Consider the following 18,255-nt stretch of genomic DNA (forward strand, 5'->3'; position numbering starts at 1 on the left):
CCGTCCGCACGCGCTCCGTCGATGATCCTCTCGACGGCGCTCAGATACGCAGGTGCTCCAGGACGCGCGCCTCGGTGCCCGGGCCGTTGGCCCCCGCATCGTCGATCCGGCCGAGCTTCATCACCGCCCAGCGGTCGGCGATGCCGAGGGCGAAGGCGAGGTGCTGCTCGACGATGAGGATCGTCGTCCCCTCCGCCCGCTCGTCCTTCAGCGCGGCGGCGATGCGCTCGATCACCGTCGGCTGCAGGCCCTCGGAGATCTCGTCGATCAACAGGAGGTCCGGCTCGGTCATCATGGCGCGGGCGATGACGAGCATCTTCTGCTCGCCGCCCGAGAGCGTGCCCGCCTTCTGCGCCAGCCGGTCGGCGAGGAAGGGGAAGTGGCCGTAGACGCGCTCCAGCCCCGCCGCCAGCGCGCGGTCGGTCGGCAGCGCGAGGCGCAGGTTGTCGCGGATCGTCAGGTCCTGGAAGAGCGGCTGTTCCTGCGGCGCATAGGCGACGCGCGTATCCGCCATCGCCTTCGGGCCGCGCCGCGTGACCTCGGCGCCGTCCAGCAGGATCTGGCCGCGACGGGCGGGTCGCAGGCCGACGATCGTCTTCAGCAGCGTCGTCTTGCCCATGCCGTTCTTGCCCATCAGGGCGAAGATCTCGCCGGGACGCACGTCGAGCGACAGGTCGTTGATGATGTCGACGTTGCCGTAGCCGCTGGTGACCCCCTCCAGCGCCAACTTGGCGGTGATGACCTCAGCCATGGGCGCCTCCGGAATAGATCTGCTTGACGATGTCGGCGTTGACCGCCTCCTCCACGGTGCCGTCCACTACCAGGCGCCCCTGGTGCAGGACGACGATGCGGCTCGAAATCTCGCGCACGAAGTCGAGGTCGTGCTCGACGAGGATCGCCGCCATGCCGCGCTCGGCCGTCAGCGTCTTGAGGACGGTGCCGATCGTGGCACGCTCGGTCTTGGTGAGCCCGGCGGTCGGCTCGTCGAGCAGGATGAGCTGCGGCTCGAGCGAGACCACCATGGCCAGCTCCAGGCTCTGCTTCTGCCCGTGCGACAGGAGCGAGACCGGGGTGGCCAGCATGTGGTCGAGCCCGGTCAGGCGCAGAATGTCGATCGCCGGTTGCGGCAGCTCCAGCGTGTCGGCCCTCGCAACGAGGCTCGGCGCCCGGTGGGAGACGCGCGCCATCCTGAGGCACGCGGCGACGTCGAGATCCTCGAAGACGCTCGCCACCTGGAACTTGCGGCCGATGCCGCGGGCGACGATCTCGTCCGGCAGCATCCCGGCGATGGAAGTGCCGTCGATCCGCACCGTACCGCCGCTCGCGGCCGCGCCGTCGGTCATGCAGCGCATCAGCGTCGTCTTGCCCGCGCCGTTGGGGCCGACGAGGGAGACCAGTTCGCCCGGCTCCACGGTGAGGGTGACGTCGTCCAGCACCTTCTGGCTGCCGTAGGACTTCTCGACCTTGGTCATCTCGAGGAGCGGCGCGGTGCCGGTCCGCGCGAGCCGCGCCGATTCCACCGCCACGAGGGTCGGCGCAGGCGCGGCCTTGCGCCAGGCCTTCAGCGGCGCGACCACGGCCGCGAGACCGCCGGGCAGGACGATGATGACGAGCACGAAGAGCGTGCCGATGAAGAGCTGCCACAGGAACGGCAGGTCGCCCGACAGCTCCGCCGACAGGTAGCCGATGCCGACCGCCCCCAGGACCGGGCCGACGATGGTGCCCCGCCCGCCGAGCGCGGTCCACACCACCAGCTCGGTGCCGAAGACGAACCCGGCGTTCTCCGGCGCTACCACCCCGGAGGCGTTGGCGTAGAGGAAGCCGGCGAGCCCGGTGGCCCCCGCCAGCACCGCCGTCAGCAGGATCTTGATGCGCTGCGTGCCGATGCCGAGATAGGCGCAGCGCATCTCGTTGTTGCGGATCGCCGTCAGCAGCCGGCCGGCGTCGGATCGCACGAAGACGAGGGCCGCGACCGTCATGACGACGAGGACCACACCGACGAGACGGAAATACCCCTCCAGCGACAGCGCCATCCCCCAATAGCCGACGAGGCCGGAGGACGAACCCGTCCACGTGCCGCCCGAATAGATGAGCTGGGTGATCACGATCGGCACCACCAGCGAGATGATGGTGGCGTAGAAGGCCGAGGAGCCGGGGTAGAAGGTGAGCCAGCCGACCGCCGCGCCGACCAGCGTCGGGACGACGATGGCCGCCAGCAGCCCCAGCGCGAGATAGGGCGCGGAATCGCCCAGGTGGGTGAGGATCATTGCCGTGGCGTAGGCGCCGACGCCGAAGAACGCCGCCTGACCGAACGTCAGGATGCCGGTAAAGCCCCACAGGAGGTCCACCGTGATCGCCAGCATGGCGAAGATCATCGCCCGCGTCAGCACGTTGAGGGCGAAGCGGTCGAGCATGGAGGGGCCGAGCAGCATCACCGCGACGGCGGCGAGCGCGAGGACGATCAGCAGCGCGCCGCGGCCGCGTCGCCGGGCGGGCGCGGCGCCGGAGATGGCGACATCAGGCACGGGAGAACCCTTTCGGCGAGAGGCGCAGGATGAGCGCGGCGAGGACGGCGATGGTGACGCCGCCGAGGATGGGGCTGACGAAGGTGGAGACGATCACCTGCATGCCGCCCAGGACGAGGCACGCCAGCGCCAGCGCCCCGAACGACTGCCCCGCCACCATCACCAGCATGAACGAGCCGACGAGCCAGGCGACGCCCATGTTGGGGTCGACACTGGTGAGCGGCGTCAGCAGCACCCCCGCGAGGCCGGCGAGCCCGGTGCCGATCATGAATGTCACGGTGCGGATCTTGGCGGTGTCGAGCCCCAGGATGCGCGCCAGCGTCTCGTTCATGATGACCGCGCGGGCCGACAGGCCGAGGCGCGTGCCCTCCATGAGGTAGGCGAAGCCGAGCCCCAGAAGGATCGCCGCCCCCAGCGCGAAGAGGCGATAGGCCGAATAGGAGGTGCCGAAGACGTCCATCGTCCCCGGAATGAGGCTCTCGGTGAACTGCACGTCGCGGCCGAAGACGAGCGTGATGAGCTGGCCGATGACGATGCCGAGCCCCCAGGTGGCGAGGATCGCATCGAGCGGGCGCGCGTAGAGCGGGCGGACGATGAAGCGCTCGGTGAGGATGCCCAGGACGCCGCCGACGACGAACGCGATCGGGAGCGCCGCCCACGGGCTGAGGCCCATCTCGGCCGTCGCCACCGCGCAGTAGCCTCCGACGGTGAGCCAGGCACCGTGCGCGAAGTTGATGATCTTGAGGACGCCGAAGATCGTCAGAAGGCCGGTGGCGACGATGAACAGGACGGCCGAGCTGGTCACCATGTCGAGGAAGAGAGTCATGGCAGTCTCCACGCGGCGGGAAAGCGGGGTGGCGGGCGCAAACGGCGGGACCGGAGCCCCGCCGCGACGGGTTCAGGTCAAAGGTTCGGGCACTGCTCGCCGGGGTCGACGTTCTCGAACGAGGAGACGACCTTCACCGAGCCGTCGGCCTGCACCTCGCCGAGGTACATCGTCAGCGGCGCGTGGTGCTGCTTGGACATCGCGATCGTCCCGCGCGGGCCGGTGAACGAGACCTCGCCGAGCGCGTCCAGCACGGCGCGCGGATCGGTCGACCCGGCCTTCTCGACGGCTTCCTTATAGAGGTAGACGCCTTCGTACTGCGGGACCGAGAGGTCGTTGGGGGTGCGCAGGTCCTCGCCGAACTTCTCTTCCATGGCGGCGAGGAAGCTCTTGTTCTCGTCCGAGGCGATGCCGGTGATGTAGGACGCGGAGATGAGGATGCCCTCCGCGTCTCCGCCCATCGATTTCGCCGTCCCCTCGTCGACCGCGAGGTTGGCGTAGGGGACCGTCACGCCCGCGCCGCGCAGCTGCTTGGTAAGCGTCACGTTGGGCGCGCCGCCGGCGGTGGAGGTGATCAGCGCGTCGGCGCCGGAGTTCTTGAGCTGCGAGATGATGGCGGTCCAGTCCGTCCCGTCCATCGGCAGGTACTCCTCGCCGACGACCTCGCCGCCGTTCTCGCCGATATAGGCCTCCGCGAAATCGAGCATGCCGCGGCCGAAGGCGTAGTCGCTGCCGATGAGGAAGAACTTCGTCGCCCCGTCCGCCATCAGGTAGTCGACCACCGGGGGCACCTGCTGCTCGGGCACCCAGGCGTTGACGTAGAGGAACGGGTTGCAGGAGCGCCCCTCGTAGAACGAGGTGTAGATGTAGGGGATGCGCCCGCGCTGCACGATCGGCAGGCCCGCGTTGCGTGCCGCGCTCGTCTCCATCGAGATGAGGACGTCCACCTCGTCGCGGAAGACCAGCGCGTCGAACGCCTTCTGCGCCCCCACCGCGCCCGACCCGTCGTCCGCGACGACGAGTTCCAGCGGCCGGCCGAGCACGCCGCCGCCGGCGTTGATCTCCTCGACCGCCAGCTCGGCGGCCTGCACCACGGACGGGGCGACGACGCTGTTGGCGCCGGACAGGCCCACCGGCACGCCGATCTTGATCGGCTCCTCGGCGTGCGCCGCGCCGGCGAGGAGAGTGGCCGCCAGGACGGCGGCGATCTTGGTGTTCATATTGTCAGCTCCTGCTTCAGGACGAGCGAAGGTGAGGCCACGAAGGCCCCGATCGACGGGGGTCGCGCGAGGGCGCCGAGGCGCCGGGTCAGCGGTAGACGTCGCGACGTCTGTCCGCGTGGACGTGGTTGTGGGCGTTGATCTGCCGGACCGTGGCGATGCTGGTCAGATCCACCTCGGCGAGAAGCGTCTCCGCCTCGCTGCGGTGAGCCGGGCCGGCGAGCGGCCAGCCGTCGGGACCGAGGATGAGGCTCTGGCCGATGAACGGCTGCCCCCGCTCCACTCCCACCCTGTCCGCGCAGGCGATGTAGATGCCGTTGGAGTGGGCCGCCGCCTTGTGCAGCGTGTTGGCCATCGCCTCCACCGCGGGGTCCTGGCTCGGCATCGGCACCCAGTTGGTCGGAATGCAGACGATCTGGGCCCCCGCATCGGCCAGCGTGCGGAAGGTCTCCGGGAACCAGCCGTCGTAGCAGACGGCGATGCCGATCTTGCCGAGCGGCGTGTCGAACACCGGGAGGCCCACGTCGCCGGGGGCAAAGAACAGCGTCTCCTTGTCCCACAAATGGAGCTTGCGGTAGCGGCCGATGAAGCCGTCCGGCCCGGTCAGCAGCGCGCCGTTGTAGACCCGCCCCTCCGCCGCCTCGGCGATGCCCGAGACGATGTGGATGCCGAGCCGCCGCGCCAGCGCCACCAGGAAGGCCGCGGCCTTGCCCTCCGGCACCGGGCCGGCGAGCCGGGCGAGTTCCTCGTCACTCTCGAAGACGTAGCCGCTGGGGGCGAGCTCCGGCAGCACGACGAGGCTCGCCCCTCGCGCGGCCGCCGCCTCGACGTTCGTTTCGATGGTCGCCAGGTTGGCGTCCACCTCGCCGATTTTCGGCTCGAACTGGATGCAGGCGACCGTGTAGCGGCCGGGCCGGGGCCCGGAACCGGGGTCGGAGGGCATGATGGGTCTCCAAAACGCAAAAAGCCCCTGACGCGGCGTGAACCGCAGGTCAGGGGCTACGAAGCCTTGATGTGAAGACGGCAACCTTGCCGCCGAGCATCGCTGCTCTTGTGGCGCGAAAGTTGGCACGGCTCGAATTGAGGCTCAAGCCGAACTTTCGACCAAACGCTGCCTATTCTTTCGGCGCGCCCGCTTTGACCTCCGCACCGCGGCGCAAGCCCAGCCGCGCCATCGTCTCGTACGCGGTGACGATCTCTTCGGCGATGGCGCTGAGGGGGATGCGCTCGGCCGTCGCCTGGTCGCGCAGGAGTCGGTAGGCGGCGTCCTCGGCCATCCCCTGCTCGTCCATCAGGACGCGGATCGCCCGGTCGACCATGCGCCGGCCCTTCAGCGTGTCCTCCAGCTTGCGGATCTTGCCGTTGAGCCGCCCTTCGGTGCGGTGGCGGTACCGCGCCAGGGTGAACTGCGTCAGGATCCCCAGCGGGCGCAGCGGCTTGCTCATCACGCCGTGGGCGTTGAGGTCGTAGATCGACTTCAGCGTCGTCGGGCTCTCGTACGTGACGATGGCGATGACGGCGACGTCGTGCCCCTCGAGGAGCTGCACCATGTCGCCCACCGCCACCTCGTCGACACCGACGAGGATGGTGTCGATCCCGTCCGGCAGCACCAGCGGCGGCGGCCAGGCATGGCCGACCGCGCAGCCGAGGCGCTTCAGGTGCGCGCCGAGCAGCTGGCCGTCCTCGTCTTGCGGGTGGATCAGCAGCGCGCGGGCGCGGCGCAATTCGTCGAGGATGCGCCGCGCGCCCCGCCCTTGGCTATCGTTCATGCCGCTCCCCTCGCCGGCTGCCCCGTGTATCGCAGAGGCATCCGCCGTGCCGCGGCGGCACGGGTCGGCGAGCGGGTCGTCGGGTCCATCGCGCTCACGCCCAGGACTCCAGCGCGCGCTCTTCGATGCGGGTCGCGGCAAGGTAGGGGTCCGGGCGGACGGCGACGCGGCTCTCCCAGACGATATCGAACAAGCCCTGCGCGTTGGCCACACCGATGCGCGGGGTGAGCCACAGGTGGCGCGTGTCGGCGTCGACGCGCACGCGGCCCTCGGGCGTGTCGAACTCGTCGCCCAGGGGGTCGAGCGCGATGCGGCGCGGGTCGGCGGCACCGACGCGGGCGAGCGCGCGGGCGAACATGTGGACCTGCATGTAGGCCGCCTCGGACCAGATGCTGGTGGTCGCCTCGGCTCCGAAGCGTGCCTTGAACGCTTCGACGAAGGCGCGGTTGGCGGCGTTGTCGACCGTCTGCACGTAGGTCGCGGCGAGGATGTGGCCGGTACAGGCCGCCGCGCCGATGGTGGCGATCTCCGTCTCGGCCATGGTGAGGCTCGCGATCGGCTGGCGCGCGCGGTCGAACCCGGCCGCGTCGTAGAGGCGATAGAACGCCTGCGCGGAGGTGCCGATGATTGTGGAGAAGACCGCATCCGGCGCCGCGGTGCGGATCTTCGGGATGATGTCCTCCAGCGCGTCCGCCCCCGCCTCCAACGGCACGTAGGTCTCGCCGACGACCTCGCCGCCGCGCGCCTCGATCAGCTCCTGCATGATGCGGTTGGACTCGCGCGGGAAGATGTAGTCCGAGCCGACGAAGTAGATGCGTCCGCCGTGATGGCGGATCAGGTAATCGGCCAGCGGCAGGCACGTCTGGTTCACGGTGGCGCCGCAGTAGAGGACGTTCTCGCAATACTCGAACCCCTCGTACATCGAGGGGTAGAACAACAGCCCGTTGTGCCGCTCGACGATCGGCAGCACCGTCTTGCGGCTCGCCGACATGGAGCAGCCGAAGATGATGTCGAGATCGTCTTCGGCGAGCATGCGGCGGGCGAGTGCCAGATAGTCGGCGTTGCGGGCACCGGGATCGTACACGGTCGGCACGATGGGGCGGCCGAGAATGCCGCCGGCGGCGTTGATCTCGGCGATGGCGAGCTCGGTGCCGCGCAGGTGCTCGGTTTCGGTGACGACGGTGGTGCCGCTCCTAGAGAACAAGACGCCGACGCGCCAACCATCCGAATCAGGGCTCACGTCCCCTCCCTACCGTCACTCCACGAAGCGCGCGATGCTATGGGCCCACCTGCGCCGCGACAAGGCACGGCCCCCGCCGGGCCGACCTGCCGCGCCGCTCGCAGCGGCCGTCGCGCGCGGTTCGCGCCGTCGGGGGCAGATGGCACGCCATCCGTGGATCCGGGCATCGAATTGAATAGCTATCGTTCGGTGCAAAATTTCGACCATACGGCGAAGGGCGCGCCGCCGGGCGGGCCCGTCGCCGATCCGGACGCGCGCTGAACGCCGATCCGGTGAGCGCCCGCTTCGTGCAGACGATCCAGAGCGGCATGTCGATCCTGGCGCGCGATGGGGCGAACCGCGAGGATCTCGTTGCGGTCGCCGAAGTGGCGATGGCCGCCTGGGACGCGCACTTGTCCGCCGCCGGCGCACCGGGCCGGCCGCCGACGCGACCCGGATAAGGCCGGCGCCGGCCCCTTCTGCCCGCTCGGGTGTCGAGGCTACCGTCGACGATCGGCTCTACGCGTCCGGATTTGTCGTCCACGCCGATCAACGTCAGCGAGACTGGGACGGGTCGGCCGGGAAGAGGCTCTGCGGCCGCGGGGGGCTGCGCCGTCAGCGGTGGCGCAGGTTCTCGACCAGCAGGCGGAAGGCGAGGCCGTGCTGCCGGCGGCTCGGATAATAGATGTGATAGCCCTCCCAGGTGGGCCACCAGTCCGCCAGCACCGGCAGGAGCCGACCGGCGGTCAGGTGCGCCTCCACCTGATCGAGCGGCACGAAGACGAGGCCGATGCCATCGAGCGCGGACGCCACGCGCAGGGCGAGACTGTTGAACACCGCCGGCCCCTCGATCCGCACGCGGCGCGTCTCGCCGTCCTTCTCCAGCGGCCAGGTGAAAATCTCGCCGCGCGTCGGCAGACGCGAGCGCACGCAGCGGTGCACGGTCAGCGCGTCCGGGTCGGTGGGCATCGGGTAGCGTTCGAAGTAGGCCGGCGCGCCGACCACCGCCATCGTCACGTCGGCGCTGATGCGCACCGCGATCATGTCCCGCGCAACCTGATTGCCGAGGCGCACCCCCGCGTCGAACCGGTCGGCGACGATGTCGATCATGCCGCCGTCGACGATGATCTCAACCTCCACGTCCGGATATTCCAGCGCGAACGCGGCGAGGCGGGGTTGCAGCACCCGCACGGCCGGATGCTCGCCGGCGCTGATGCGGATGGTACCGCGCGGGGTGTCGCGGATCTCGTTCAGCTCGTCGAGAGCGTCCTGCATCTCCCCGAACTGCGGGCCGAGGCGGGCGAGCAGGCGCGCCCCCGCCTCCGTCGGCGCGACGCTGCGGGTGGAGCGGGTCAGGAGACGCACGCCGAGCGCCTCCTCCAGGTTGCGGATCGTCTGGCTCAGCGCCGACTGCGACATTCCGAGTTCCGCCGCCGCGTTGGTGAAGCTGCGGTGCCGCGCGACGACGGTGAAGGCGAACAGGTCGTTGAAGACGCGGCGGTCCATTATGCCTGCATTTCGATAAAGCCAATCTCATTTTGAAGGGTAATCGCTGAGTGGCGCGGCGTCCATCTGAGGTCGGCGCCCCGGTGTCGTGGGGCGCTGCGCGCAGGCGCAGTCCGTTCGAAAGGAAGTATCCGTGCAGTCACGTACGCTCGGCACCCTCGACGTTTCGGCCCTCGGGCTCGGTTGCATGTCGATGAGTGCGCTTTACGGACCGCCGGGCGATCACGCCGAGATGATCGACGCGACCGCCGCGCGGATCCCGCTGGTGGGCGAGCGCCTGCCCGAGGCCGTCTTGGAGATGACCGGGCTCTGACCCGCGCCGCCGGCGGCGGCCACCCCGCCCCCGGCATCGACCCACCACCCCCGCGCGCCCGCCGCGCCCGACGATGGATCGACCCCCGATGACCCCACCTCGCCCCCTGCCGCTCGCCGCCCTGCTGGTGGGCCTGACCCTCGCCACCGCCGCGCGTGCCGAGCCCAACCGCGTCGAGTTCCCCGACGATCTCGACGCATTGGAGCACTACACCACCGTCACGCGCCGCGACGTCACCGAGTTCATGTACACCTCCCGCGCCGCGCTCGACGCGATCCGGGCCGGCGGCGAGATCCCGGACGGGACGCAGATCATCCTGCAGGACTGGCGCGAGGGCGAGGTCTACCGTCTCTTCGTGATGCAGAAGGGGGACGGCTGGGGCGCGGACTATGCCGCCGCCACCCGCACCGACGACTGGCAATTCCAGTGGTTCTGGCCGGACGGGTCGGTCAACATGGACGAAAACACCGCCCGCTGCCGCGCCTGCCATGCCGCGCGCGAGGGCCGCGACTTCATGTTCACCTACAACGATGCCCGGCGGTATGAGTGAGCGGGCGGCCCGGCTGAGGCCCCTGCCGCGCCTCTCCCTCGACCTCGCGGCGGCCGCCTTCCTGCTGATGGCGTTCGCCTACTGGTGGCTCGGCAACCTCGCCCACGAACTCTTCGGCACGACCTTCTTCCTCGTCCTGGTGCGCCATGTCGCCAACAACCGGGCATGGTGGGGCGCCGTCCGCCGCGGCCGCTACGACGCGCGCCGCACCGCGAGCCTCGTGCTGACGCTCCTGCTCGCGGTGGCGATGGCGGTGCTGCTGGCGACCAGCCTCGCCATTTCGCGCACGGTGTTCGCCGTCCTGCCGCTGCCGGACGCATTCAGCCTGCGCGAGGCGCACTGGTTCGCCGCCTACTGGGTCGTCGCCCTCGTCGGCCTGCATCTCGGCCTCAACTGGCCGAAGGTCTCGCGCCTCCTCAAGCGGGTGACCGGCCTGTCGCTCGCCGCAAGGGGGTGGCGCGTGGCGGGGATGGTGCTGGCGGCCGGTATCGCCGTGCTGGGGGTGGGCAGCGGGTCGGCGCTCGGCCTGTGGCCGCGCCTGGCCTTCCGCTACTCGCTCGTGATGTGGGACTTCAACGCCGCGCTGCTGCCCTTCTTCGGCCATTGGCTCGCCGTCGTCGGTCTGTTCGCGGTCGCGGGCCACATGGCGATGCGCCTCGTCGAGGTCGCCGGGGCCGCCGCGGCGCGACGGGAATAGGGCGCCGCGGTGGACCGCGGCCGGCCGTTGCCGGCGCATTGTCACAGGGCGCGTGACAGCGGCGCAAACTTGGCCAATAGATGCGCCAGGGAGTAAATAGCGCCGCCCTTAAGCGGCCGCATCGAGAGGGCCCTTCACTATGCGTCAGACCATCCGCCACGCGTTCGTCGCCATGGCGACACTCGCCATGTTCGGCGCCACGGCACCGGCCAAGGCCCAGGACTTCATCGGCATTCTCACGGGGGGCACGTCGGGCGTCTACTACCCGCTCGGCGTCGCGATCTCGAACGTCTACTCGCAGGAGATCGAGGGGGCGCGCCCGTCGGTCCAGTCGACCAAGGCCTCGGTCGAGAACCTCAACCTTTTGCAACAGGGCCGCGGCGAACTGGCCTTCACCCTCGGCGACAGCCTGGCGCTGGCCTGGGAAGGTGACGCCGATGCCGGCTTCCCGCGCAAGCTCGACAAGCTGCGTGGCCTCGCCGCGATCTACCCCAACTACGTGCAGATCGTCGCCTCCGAGGAGTCCGGCATCACCACGCTGGAGGATCTCAAGGGCAAGCGCCTCTCCGTCGGTGCGCCGAAGTCGGGCACCGAGCTGAACGCGCGCAAGATCCTCGAGGCCGCGGGCATGAGCTACGACGACCTCGCCAAGGTCGAGTACCTGCCGTTCGCCGAGTCTGTGGAGCTGATCAAGAACCGCCAGCTGGACGCGACGCTCCAGTCCGCCGGCCTCGGCGTGGCCTCGATCCGTGACCTTGCCACCAGCCTGCCGATCACCGTCGTGCCGATCCCGGCCGAGGTGACGGACGCGGCCGGCGCGCCGTTCGTGAAGCAGACGATCCCGGCCGGCACCTACGACGGCCAGGACGCCGACGTCGAGACCGCCGCGGTGCTCAACTACCTCGTCACGCACGACGGCGTGTCGGACGACCTCGCCTACGCGATGACGAAGGCGCTGTTCGAGAACCTGGACGACCTCGTCGCCGCGCATGCCGCCGCCAAGGCGATCAAGCTGGAAGGCGCGGCCGAGGGCATGCCCGTGCCGATGCATCCGGGCGCGGAGCGCTACCTGAAGGAGGTCGGCGTCCTAAACTGACGCCGCAGCCTCCCCGATAGAGCCACCGGCGGTCCGGCGAACCGGGCCGCCTCACACGCGACCTCAACCGCACCCGCGCGGGCACAGAGGGCTCCCGAATGGACGACCGGACCCCCCACCCGGAGCTGGCCGGCCAAGCCGAACTCCAAAATCCGGAGCATGGTCTGCCGGAGAGCTTCGGCGCCGGCTGGCCCGGCCGCATCCTCTTCTGGATCGCCGTCGCCTTCTCCACCTTCCAGATCGTGACCGCGTTCGGCGTGCCGCTCGACCGGCCGCTGCTGAACGGCGCGCTGGGCGTCGCGGTGACGCCGATGCGGCTCGCCTGGGTGGTGCTGGCGCTCGGCGGGCTGGGGCTGGCGGTACGGGCGGCGCGGGGGCGGCCGTTCGCCGAGGGCCTCGTCGCCCTCCTCGCGCTCGGCGCCGTGGCGGTGCTGATCGACGCCTTTTCCGGCACGCTGCCGAGCCAGGTGGTGCGGGCGCTGCACGTGGGCTTCCTCGGCCTGGTGGCGGGCGGAATGCTCGCCAACCACCGCGCCCGGACGGGCTTCGGCCGCACGATCGGCTGGGTCTTCGGCGCGGCGGCGTTCGGCGTCGGCCTCTATCAGTGGGCCTTCTACGAACCGCTGCTGATCCGCGCCGGATACCCGACCACGCTCGACCTCGTCGTCGGCTCGGCGGCGATCGTCCTCCTCTTCGCCTTCGTGTGGCGCGTGATGGGGCCGGCGCTCGTCATCGTCGCGGGGATCTTCCTCGCCTACTGCCTGTTCGGCCAGTATCTGCCGGCGCCGTTCAACCACCGCGGCTACCCGTTCGAGCAGGTGGTCGAGCATATGGCCTACGGCACCGAAGGCATCTACGGCGTCGCGACCTACGTGTCGGCGACGTACATCTTCCTCTTCATCCTGTTCGGCGCCTTCCTGGAGCGCGCCGGCATGATCGGCCTCTTCACCGACATCGCGATGGGCCTGTTCGGCGGCGCACGCGGCGGGCCGGCGAAGGTCGCGGTGTTCTCCTCGGCGCTGATGGGGACGATCTCGGGCTCGGGCGTCGCCAACGTGGTGTCGACCGGGCAGTTCACCATCCCGCTGATGAAGCGGTTCGGCTACCGTGCCGGGTTCGCCGGCGGTGTCGAGGCCACGGCCTCGATGGGCGGGCAGATCATGCCGCCGGTGATGGGCGCGGTCGCCTTCATCATGGCCGAGACGCTGGACGTCGCCTACGTCGAGATCGTCAAGGCGGCGATCATTCCGGCCGTGCTCTACTACGCCTCCGCCTTCCTGGCGGTGCACCTGGAGGCCGGCAAGCGTGGCCTCGCGGGCCTGCCCAAGGCCGAACTCCCCAATGCCGGCCGCGCGATCGCCGAGAAGTGGCACCTCATCCTGCCGCTGGCCGCGCTCGTCTACCTCCTGTTCTCGGGCTACACGCCGCTCTTCGCCGGCTCGGTCGGCCTGGCGCTGACGGCGCTGCTGATCCTCGCCGGATCGGCCGCGCTGGGGATCACGGCGCAGGCGGTGCGTCTTCTCTTCTGGGTCGCCATCGGGCTGCTGGCGGCGACCGCACTGTGGCTGGGGGTGACGCTGGTGCTCGGCCTCGTCATCGTCGCGGCTGCGCTCAGCCTCCTCTACCGCGGCGGACGCGAGACGCTGATCACCTGCCGCGCTGCGCTGGCGGACGGCGCCCGCCAAGCGCTCCCGGTCGGCCTCGCCTGCGCCTCGGTCGGCATCGTCATCGGCACCATGACGCTGACGGGCATCGGCACGATCTTCGGCTCGTGGGTGGTGTCGGTCGGCGAAAGCTCGCTGATCCTGTCGCTGGTGCTGACGATGATCGTCAGTCTGATCCTCGGCATGGGGATCCCGACCATCCCGAACTACATCATCACATCCTCGCTCGCCGCGCCCGCGCTGCTCGACCTCGGGGTGCCGCTGATCGTCTCCCACATGTTCGTCTTCTACTTCGGCATCATGGCGGACCTGACGCCGCCGGTGGCGCTCGCCTGCTTCGCCGCCTCGCCGATCGCCAAGGAGTCGGGCTTCAAGATCTCGATCCAGGCGATGAAGATCGCGCTGCCGGGCTTCGTGATCCCCTACATGGCGGTCTACGACCCGGCGCTGATGGTGCAGGCCGTCGGCGGCGCATCGGGCGCCTTCTTCGCGCTCGACGTCGCCTACATGGTGCTGAAGGCGGCGCTGGCGGTGGGCATGTGGGGCGTGGCGGCGATCGGCTACCTGCGCGGCCCGCTCGCAGCGTGGGAGCGCCTGCTGGCGGTGGCGGCGGCGGCCTCGCTCGTGATCGCCAGTCCGGTGACCGACCCGATCGGCTTCGCCCTCGTCGCGCTGGTGGTGGGGATCCATTGGTGGCGCACGGGACGCGCGACCCCGGCCCGGGCGTGAGGTCCGGCGCGTGAGCCTTTGTCTCCTCGCCGCGGCGCTCACCGTGCCGCTGACGGGCGACACGGTGACGCTCGCCTGGTCACACTCGGTGGAGCACGTGCGCTGGGAGGAGACCTGGCGCGACACGCCGGAGGGTCTCGTCCTCGTCGAGGCGCGGGTCAAGGGCTCGGGCGCGGGCATGGACCCGCCCCCGGAGGCACACCTCGAGGACGGGTTCTGGGCCTGGACGCCGGCGATCCCGCCGCTGGCCGAGGTGGTGCTGCGCCGCTCGGGCGCGACGGCCGACTGGGAGTTGTGCCACGACGGCGCCTGCCGCTCGATGGCCGCGCTCCTGCCGCCCGAGGCAGACCCGGTGACCTTGGCGCCCTGCCCCGCGGGCTGAACCCGCGGCGCTCTCAGCCGCTCGCGAAGCGGATCACCCACTCGATGGCGTCGACGCTGAGGGCGCTGGTGACGGCGAACATGCCGATGAAGGCGAGCAGCGCGCCGCCCACCAGCACCGCGCCGCCGACGAGCGACATTCCGAGCAACTTGCCGATCAGGTCCCAACGCATCGAGGGCCTCTGCAACCAACGCGACAGACCTCTATCTAGGTGGCCCGTCCCGATTGCGCGGGGGCACAGGGGCAGAATGCCCCGCCGCACACCGCGGCACTGCCATGCGTGCGCGACGAGGCCGCCCCGGCTCGCAGCGCCCGGCCGGCTCAGCTGAAGAGAGTGCCGCCGTTGATGTCGATGTTGGCGCCGGTGATGAAGGCGGCCTCGTCGGACGCGAGGTAGGCGACCGCGTTGGCGACGTCGCGCGAGGTTCCCTGGCGCTTCAGCGGTGTCGCGGCCTCCACCTTCACGCGGACTTCGGGCTGGGTGTGGATGTTGTGGAAGTCGGTGTCGATCATGCCGGGACACAGGGCATTGACGCGGATCCGGGGGCCGAGCTCCTTGGCGAGGCCGCGCGTCATCGTCGCGACGGCGCCCTTGGAGGTGGCGTAGGCGACCGCGCCCGGTCCGCCGCCGTCGCGCGCCGCCTGGCTGGCGATGTTGATGATGGCGCCGCTCGTCATGTGCGGCAGGACGGCCTTGATCATGTGAAAGGTGCTGGTGAGGTTGAGGTCCATGACCGCGTTCCAATGGTCGAGCGTCATCTCGGCCATCGTCTTGCGGGCGATCAGGCCGCCGGCGTTGTTGACCAGAATGTCGATCGCGCCGAACGTCTCGTGGGTACGGCGCACCAGTTCGGCCGCGTCTTCGGCGCGGGTGAGGTCGCCCGCGAGGGCGAACGCCTCGCCGCCGGCGGCCTTGATCTCGGCCACCGTCTCGTCGGCGCCCTGGCTGCTGGCGAAGTAGTTCACGGCGACTTTGACGCCGGCCTCGGCCAGCCGCACGGCGCAGGCACGCCCGATGTCTCGCCCGGCGCCCGTGACGATCGCGGTTTTTCCGTTCAACGACATGATGGTGGTCTCCTTTTGGGCCCGGGCCGGGCGGATGATGGCGGTCCGTGCGCCGGCCGCCGCTGTCGCCGCTTGCCGTGCGGCTGTTCGGGCTACTAGTATTCCAGATGCGCAGGTACAACAAGCGGCGGTCGGCATTCCAAGTTGGACAGCCGGCCAGAGTCTGGCACATGCCGAGGGCCGCGACGGCGCCCGCGCCGGAGCGGACGGCACGAGGTGGGCGCCGCGCGACAGGGGACGAGGGATTCATTGATGACGCAAACGGCCGCTCTCCAGGGGCGCACCAGCGTGGAACACATCGTCGACAGCCTCTACGGCGAGATCATCAAGCTGCGCCTGCTCCCCGGCGACAAGATTTCCGAGGCGGAGATCGCGCAGCGGTTCGGCGTATCGCGTCAGCCGGTGCGGGACGCGTTCAACCGGCTGGCGCTGCTCGACCTGGTCCAGGTGCGGCCGCAGCGCGCGACCACGGTGAAGCGCTTCTCCGCCAAGGCGATTCAGAAATCCCGCTTCATCCGCGCCGCGGTCGAGGCGGAGGTGCTGCGCCGCGCCGCCGCGGCGTGCGACGAGGCCGGCGGCTTGCGCCTCGACGCGGCGCTCGCCCAGCAGCGCGATGCCCTCCGGCACACCGACTACGAGTCGTTCGCGCGGCTGGACTACGAATTCCATAAGATATTGTGCGAAATCGGTCAGGTTTCATACGCCTACGACGTGATCTCGGTCGAGAAGGCGAAGGTCGATCGCTTGTGCATCCTCAGCCTCACCAACGAGGCGCGGATGCCCCAGTTAATCATCGACCATGAAGACATGGCCAAGGCGGTCAAAGCCGGCAACGTCGACTGGGCAGTGGCGGTCGGTATGCTGCATCTGACCCGGCTCGATACGACGATCGAGGCCGTGCGCCAGACCAATGCGGACTTCTTCGAGGCGGACGAAGACTGATCCGGCGACCGGACGCCGGAGCGTCGCCGATACAGCCGCGAGTTGACAACTGCCCGAACTAGCATACTAGTAATCCATTGTGATGGACGGAATGACGGCCATCCGGCCCGCTTCACCGGCGGGCGACACAATCATAATCGGAGGAATGGAATGGCTTTGCTGCACCGCTTCAAGGCGCACACCCTCGGCACTCTCGCCGGCTCTGCGCTCCTCGCGCTCACCGCGTCCGCGAGCGCTGCCGACATGCGCGGCTGGAACATCCACGTCGAGGACTACCCGGTGTCGATCGCCATGGAAGCGTTCGTCGACGAGGTCGAAGAGCGCACCGACGGCGCCATCACCGGCCGCGTCTACCACAACGGCGTGCTCGGCGATCAGCCCGACGCGATCGAGCAGGTGCGCCTCGGCGTGATCGACTTCGGCGTCTTCAGCCTCGGCCCCATGGGCCAGGCCGTGAACGCCACCAACGTCGTCTCGCTCCCCTTCATCTTCAAGAGCATCCCGCAGATGCACCGCCTGATGGACGGCGAGGTCGGCGAGGCGATCGGCGAAGGGATGCGCGAACGCGGCATCGTCGCCCTCGGCTGGTACGACGCGGGCGCCCGCTCCTTCTACAACTCGGTCCGCCCGATCAACACGCCGGCCGACGTCGACGGCCTGAAGATCCGCGTCATGAGCAACGACCTCTTCGTCAAGATGGTCGAGTCGATGGACGGGAACGCGACGCCGATGGCCTTCGGCGAAGTCTACCAGTCGATCAAGACCGGCGTCGTCGACGGGGCGGAGAACAACCCGCCGTCCTACGAATCGACGAACCACTACGAGGTCGCGAAATATTACTCGCTCACCGAGCACCTCATCATCCCCGAGTGCCTGTGCATGAGCCTGAAGACCTGGGACAAGCTGACGCCGGACCAGCAGACCATCCTGAAGGAGGCCGGCCGCGCCAGCGCCGAGTTGCAGCGCGGGCTGTGGGCCGAGCGCGAGGCGGCCAGCATGGAAACCGTCAAAGCCGGCGGCACCGAGGTCAACACCATCGCCGACAAGGCCCCCTTCCAGGAGGCGATGGCACCGGTCTACGAGGCCTTCCTCGCCGCCAATCCCGACCTGTCGGACCTCGTCGAGATGATGCGCAGCGCCGACTGACCGTCGCGTTTCGCCGGGCGCCCGCCGCTGGCCGGCCGGGCGCCCCACGCTGTCGCCCACCCGGATATCGCGACCATGTCCCCTTCTTCCCGGACCGACGGGCTTGTCGACCGCGCGCTGGACGGCGTGCGGTGGCTGTGCCTCGCCCTCGCCTCGCTCGCCCTCGTCACCCTCGTCATCACCTTCGGCTGGCTCGTCTTCGGGCGCTATGTCCTCAACGCGACGCCCACCTGGGTCGAGCAGCTGGCGCTCCTGCTGATCTGCTACATCGTCTTCCTCGGCGCCGCCGCGGGGGTCCGTGAGAACACCCACATCGGCGTCACCCTCTTTCGCGATCTCACCCCGCCGGTGGTGCAGAAGGTGCTGATCATCCTCGTCGACGTCGTGATGGCGGCGTTCGGCGCGGTGATGCTGAGCGCCGGAATCACGCTGATGATCTTCGGCTGGGATACGCGCCTTCCCATGCTGAACCTGCCCGAGAGCGTACGCACGCTGGCGATCACCTCCTGCGGCGCGCTCGTCTTCCTCTTCGCGGGCCTGCGCGCGGTGCAGCGCCTGGTGCGGTTCCGGTCGTTCGACCCGGCTCCGCCGGCAACGGAGCACTGA

At 69.7% G+C, this 18,255-nt stretch carries 19 protein-coding genes and 1 pseudogene; 10 read left to right on the forward strand and 10 right to left on the reverse strand.

Annotation, left to right across the window (positions count from 1 at the left end):
* Window positions 1-40 precede the first annotated feature (40 nt).
* From MRB58_RS02150 to MRB58_RS02180, 7 genes are all read right to left on the reverse strand, one after another.
* Window positions 41-751: an ABC transporter ATP-binding protein gene (locus MRB58_RS02150; RefSeq protein ID WP_244779998.1), complete on the reverse strand. Its 711-nt coding sequence runs from the start codon at window positions 749-751 to the stop codon at window positions 41-43.
* Window positions 744-2,432, reverse strand: a complete 1,689-nt coding sequence (locus MRB58_RS02155; RefSeq protein ID WP_244781870.1) for an ATP-binding cassette domain-containing protein — start codon at window positions 2,430-2,432, stop codon at window positions 744-746. Before MRB58_RS02155 ends, MRB58_RS02150 begins: the two co-directional genes overlap by 8 nt.
* 85 nt (window positions 2,433-2,517) lie before the next feature.
* A complete protein-coding gene (locus MRB58_RS02160) occupies window positions 2,518-3,351 on the reverse strand; it encodes a branched-chain amino acid ABC transporter permease (protein WP_244779999.1) in 834 nt (277 codons plus the stop codon).
* Window positions 3,352-3,428: 77 nt separating this feature from the next.
* Window positions 3,429-4,571 (reverse strand): substrate-binding protein, encoded by a 1,143-nt coding sequence (locus MRB58_RS02165; protein WP_244780000.1) that lies wholly within the window; start codon window positions 4,569-4,571, stop codon window positions 3,429-3,431.
* Between the two features lie 88 nt (window positions 4,572-4,659).
* On the reverse strand, window positions 4,660-5,514 hold the full coding sequence (locus MRB58_RS02170; protein WP_244780001.1) for a nitrilase family protein: 855 nt from the start codon (window positions 5,512-5,514) through the stop codon (window positions 4,660-4,662).
* A 172-nt stretch (window positions 5,515-5,686) separates the two neighbouring features.
* Window positions 5,687-6,340, reverse strand: a complete 654-nt coding sequence (locus tag MRB58_RS02175; protein ID WP_244780002.1) for an ANTAR domain-containing response regulator — start codon at window positions 6,338-6,340, stop codon at window positions 5,687-5,689.
* 94 nt (window positions 6,341-6,434) lie between these two features.
* Complete coding sequence (locus MRB58_RS02180; RefSeq protein ID WP_244780003.1) at window positions 6,435-7,580, reverse strand: transporter substrate-binding domain-containing protein; 1,146 nt, start codon at window positions 7,578-7,580, stop codon at window positions 6,435-6,437.
* A 272-nt stretch (window positions 7,581-7,852) separates the two neighbouring features.
* On the opposite strand from MRB58_RS02180, the gene MRB58_RS02185 reads away from it, so the two are divergent.
* On the forward strand, window positions 7,853-8,020 hold the full coding sequence (locus MRB58_RS02185) for a hypothetical protein (protein WP_244782091.1): 168 nt from the start codon (window positions 7,853-7,855) through the stop codon (window positions 8,018-8,020).
* A 154-nt stretch (window positions 8,021-8,174) separates the two neighbouring features.
* Here MRB58_RS02185 and MRB58_RS02190 read toward each other — a convergent pair whose 3' ends face one another.
* Window positions 8,175-9,065 (reverse strand): LysR family transcriptional regulator, encoded by an 891-nt coding sequence (locus tag MRB58_RS02190; RefSeq protein WP_244780004.1) that lies wholly within the window; start codon window positions 9,063-9,065, stop codon window positions 8,175-8,177.
* A 133-nt stretch (window positions 9,066-9,198) separates the two neighbouring features.
* Between MRB58_RS02190 and MRB58_RS02195 the strand changes: the two are divergent.
* From MRB58_RS02195 to MRB58_RS02220, 6 genes and pseudogenes are all read left to right on the forward strand, one after another.
* A pseudogene (locus MRB58_RS02195) lies at window positions 9,199-9,303 on the forward strand (aldo/keto reductase); the annotation flags it as partial.
* A 163-nt stretch (window positions 9,304-9,466) separates the two neighbouring features.
* Window positions 9,467-9,928: a cytochrome P460 family protein gene (locus tag MRB58_RS02200; protein WP_244780005.1), complete on the forward strand. Its 462-nt coding sequence runs from the start codon at window positions 9,467-9,469 to the stop codon at window positions 9,926-9,928.
* The gene (locus tag MRB58_RS02205; RefSeq protein ID WP_244780006.1) at window positions 9,921-10,625 is read left to right on the forward strand and encodes a DUF4405 domain-containing protein; all 705 of its coding nucleotides are present in this window, start codon (window positions 9,921-9,923) and stop codon (window positions 10,623-10,625) included. The genes MRB58_RS02200 and MRB58_RS02205 overlap by 8 nt, the downstream gene beginning before the upstream one ends.
* A 139-nt stretch (window positions 10,626-10,764) precedes the next feature.
* Complete coding sequence (locus tag MRB58_RS02210) at window positions 10,765-11,721, forward strand: TAXI family TRAP transporter solute-binding subunit (protein ID WP_244780007.1); 957 nt, start codon at window positions 10,765-10,767, stop codon at window positions 11,719-11,721.
* Between the two features lie 98 nt (window positions 11,722-11,819).
* Window positions 11,820-14,114: a TRAP transporter permease gene (locus MRB58_RS02215; protein ID WP_244780008.1), complete on the forward strand. Its 2,295-nt coding sequence runs from the start codon at window positions 11,820-11,822 to the stop codon at window positions 14,112-14,114.
* Between the two features lie 10 nt (window positions 14,115-14,124).
* On the forward strand, window positions 14,125-14,496 hold the full coding sequence (locus MRB58_RS02220; protein WP_244780009.1) for a DUF1850 domain-containing protein: 372 nt from the start codon (window positions 14,125-14,127) through the stop codon (window positions 14,494-14,496).
* Window positions 14,497-14,509: 13 nt separating this feature from the next.
* On the opposite strand, the gene MRB58_RS02225 is transcribed toward MRB58_RS02220, so the two are convergent.
* Together MRB58_RS02225 and MRB58_RS02230 are read right to left on the reverse strand one after the other, a co-directional pair.
* Window positions 14,510-14,668, reverse strand: coding sequence for a hypothetical protein (locus MRB58_RS02225; protein WP_244780010.1), 159 nt, complete (start codon window positions 14,666-14,668; stop codon window positions 14,510-14,512).
* 149 nt (window positions 14,669-14,817) lie between these two features.
* On the reverse strand, window positions 14,818-15,561 hold the full coding sequence (locus MRB58_RS02230) for an SDR family NAD(P)-dependent oxidoreductase (RefSeq protein ID WP_244780011.1): 744 nt from the start codon (window positions 15,559-15,561) through the stop codon (window positions 14,818-14,820).
* Between the two features lie 216 nt (window positions 15,562-15,777).
* Here MRB58_RS02230 and MRB58_RS02235 point away from each other — a divergent pair, with 216 nt between their 5' ends.
* From MRB58_RS02235 to MRB58_RS02245, 3 genes are all read left to right on the forward strand, one after another.
* Window positions 15,778-16,503 carry a GntR family transcriptional regulator gene (locus MRB58_RS02235; RefSeq protein WP_244780012.1) on the forward strand — a complete coding sequence of 242 codons (726 nt, stop codon included), beginning with the start codon at window positions 15,778-15,780 and terminating at the stop codon, window positions 16,501-16,503.
* Between the two features lie 150 nt (window positions 16,504-16,653).
* A complete protein-coding gene (locus MRB58_RS02240) occupies window positions 16,654-17,649 on the forward strand; it encodes a TRAP transporter substrate-binding protein (protein ID WP_244780013.1) in 996 nt (331 codons plus the stop codon).
* 75 nt (window positions 17,650-17,724) lie between these two features.
* On the forward strand, window positions 17,725-18,255 hold the full coding sequence (locus MRB58_RS02245) for a TRAP transporter small permease (protein ID WP_244780014.1): 531 nt from the start codon (window positions 17,725-17,727) through the stop codon (window positions 18,253-18,255).

Origin of the sequence: Acuticoccus sp. I52.16.1, from assembly GCF_022865125.1 — a bacterium.
Classification (GTDB): Bacteria; Pseudomonadota; Alphaproteobacteria; order Rhizobiales; family Amorphaceae; genus Acuticoccus.

What these genes read in the sequence shown, in the direction of transcription:
- MRB58_RS02150 (WP_244779998.1), bottom strand. Translation starts at nt 751, where the DNA reads ATGGCTGAGGTCATCACCGCCAAGTTGGCGCTGGAGGGGGTCACCAGC.
- MRB58_RS02155 (WP_244781870.1), bottom strand. Translation starts at nt 2,432, where the DNA reads ATGCTGCTCGGCCCCTCCATGCTCGACCGCTTCGCCCTCAACGTGCTG.
- MRB58_RS02160 (WP_244779999.1), bottom strand. Translation starts at nt 3,351, where the DNA reads ATGACTCTCTTCCTCGACATGGTGACCAGCTCGGCCGTCCTGTTCATC.
- MRB58_RS02165 (WP_244780000.1), bottom strand. Translation starts at nt 4,571, where the DNA reads ATGAACACCAAGATCGCCGCCGTCCTGGCGGCCACTCTCCTCGCCGGC.
- MRB58_RS02170 (WP_244780001.1), bottom strand. Translation starts at nt 5,514, where the DNA reads ATGCCCTCCGACCCCGGTTCCGGGCCCCGGCCCGGCCGCTACACGGTC.
- MRB58_RS02175 (WP_244780002.1), bottom strand. Translation starts at nt 6,340, where the DNA reads ATGAACGATAGCCAAGGGCGGGGCGCGCGGCGCATCCTCGACGAATTG.
- MRB58_RS02190 (WP_244780004.1), bottom strand. Translation starts at nt 9,065, where the DNA reads ATGGACCGCCGCGTCTTCAACGACCTGTTCGCCTTCACCGTCGTCGCG.
- MRB58_RS02200 (WP_244780005.1), top strand. Translation starts at nt 9,467, where the DNA reads ATGACCCCACCTCGCCCCCTGCCGCTCGCCGCCCTGCTGGTGGGCCTG.
- MRB58_RS02205 (WP_244780006.1), top strand. Translation starts at nt 9,921, where the DNA reads ATGAGTGAGCGGGCGGCCCGGCTGAGGCCCCTGCCGCGCCTCTCCCTC.
- MRB58_RS02210 (WP_244780007.1), top strand. Translation starts at nt 10,765, where the DNA reads ATGCGTCAGACCATCCGCCACGCGTTCGTCGCCATGGCGACACTCGCC.
- MRB58_RS02215 (WP_244780008.1), top strand. Translation starts at nt 11,820, where the DNA reads ATGGACGACCGGACCCCCCACCCGGAGCTGGCCGGCCAAGCCGAACTC.
- MRB58_RS02225 (WP_244780010.1), bottom strand. Translation starts at nt 14,668, where the DNA reads ATGCGTTGGGACCTGATCGGCAAGTTGCTCGGAATGTCGCTCGTCGGC.
- MRB58_RS02230 (WP_244780011.1), bottom strand. Translation starts at nt 15,561, where the DNA reads ATGTCGTTGAACGGAAAAACCGCGATCGTCACGGGCGCCGGGCGAGAC.
- MRB58_RS02240 (WP_244780013.1), top strand. Translation starts at nt 16,654, where the DNA reads ATGGCTTTGCTGCACCGCTTCAAGGCGCACACCCTCGGCACTCTCGCC.
- MRB58_RS02245 (WP_244780014.1), top strand. Translation starts at nt 17,725, where the DNA reads ATGTCCCCTTCTTCCCGGACCGACGGGCTTGTCGACCGCGCGCTGGAC.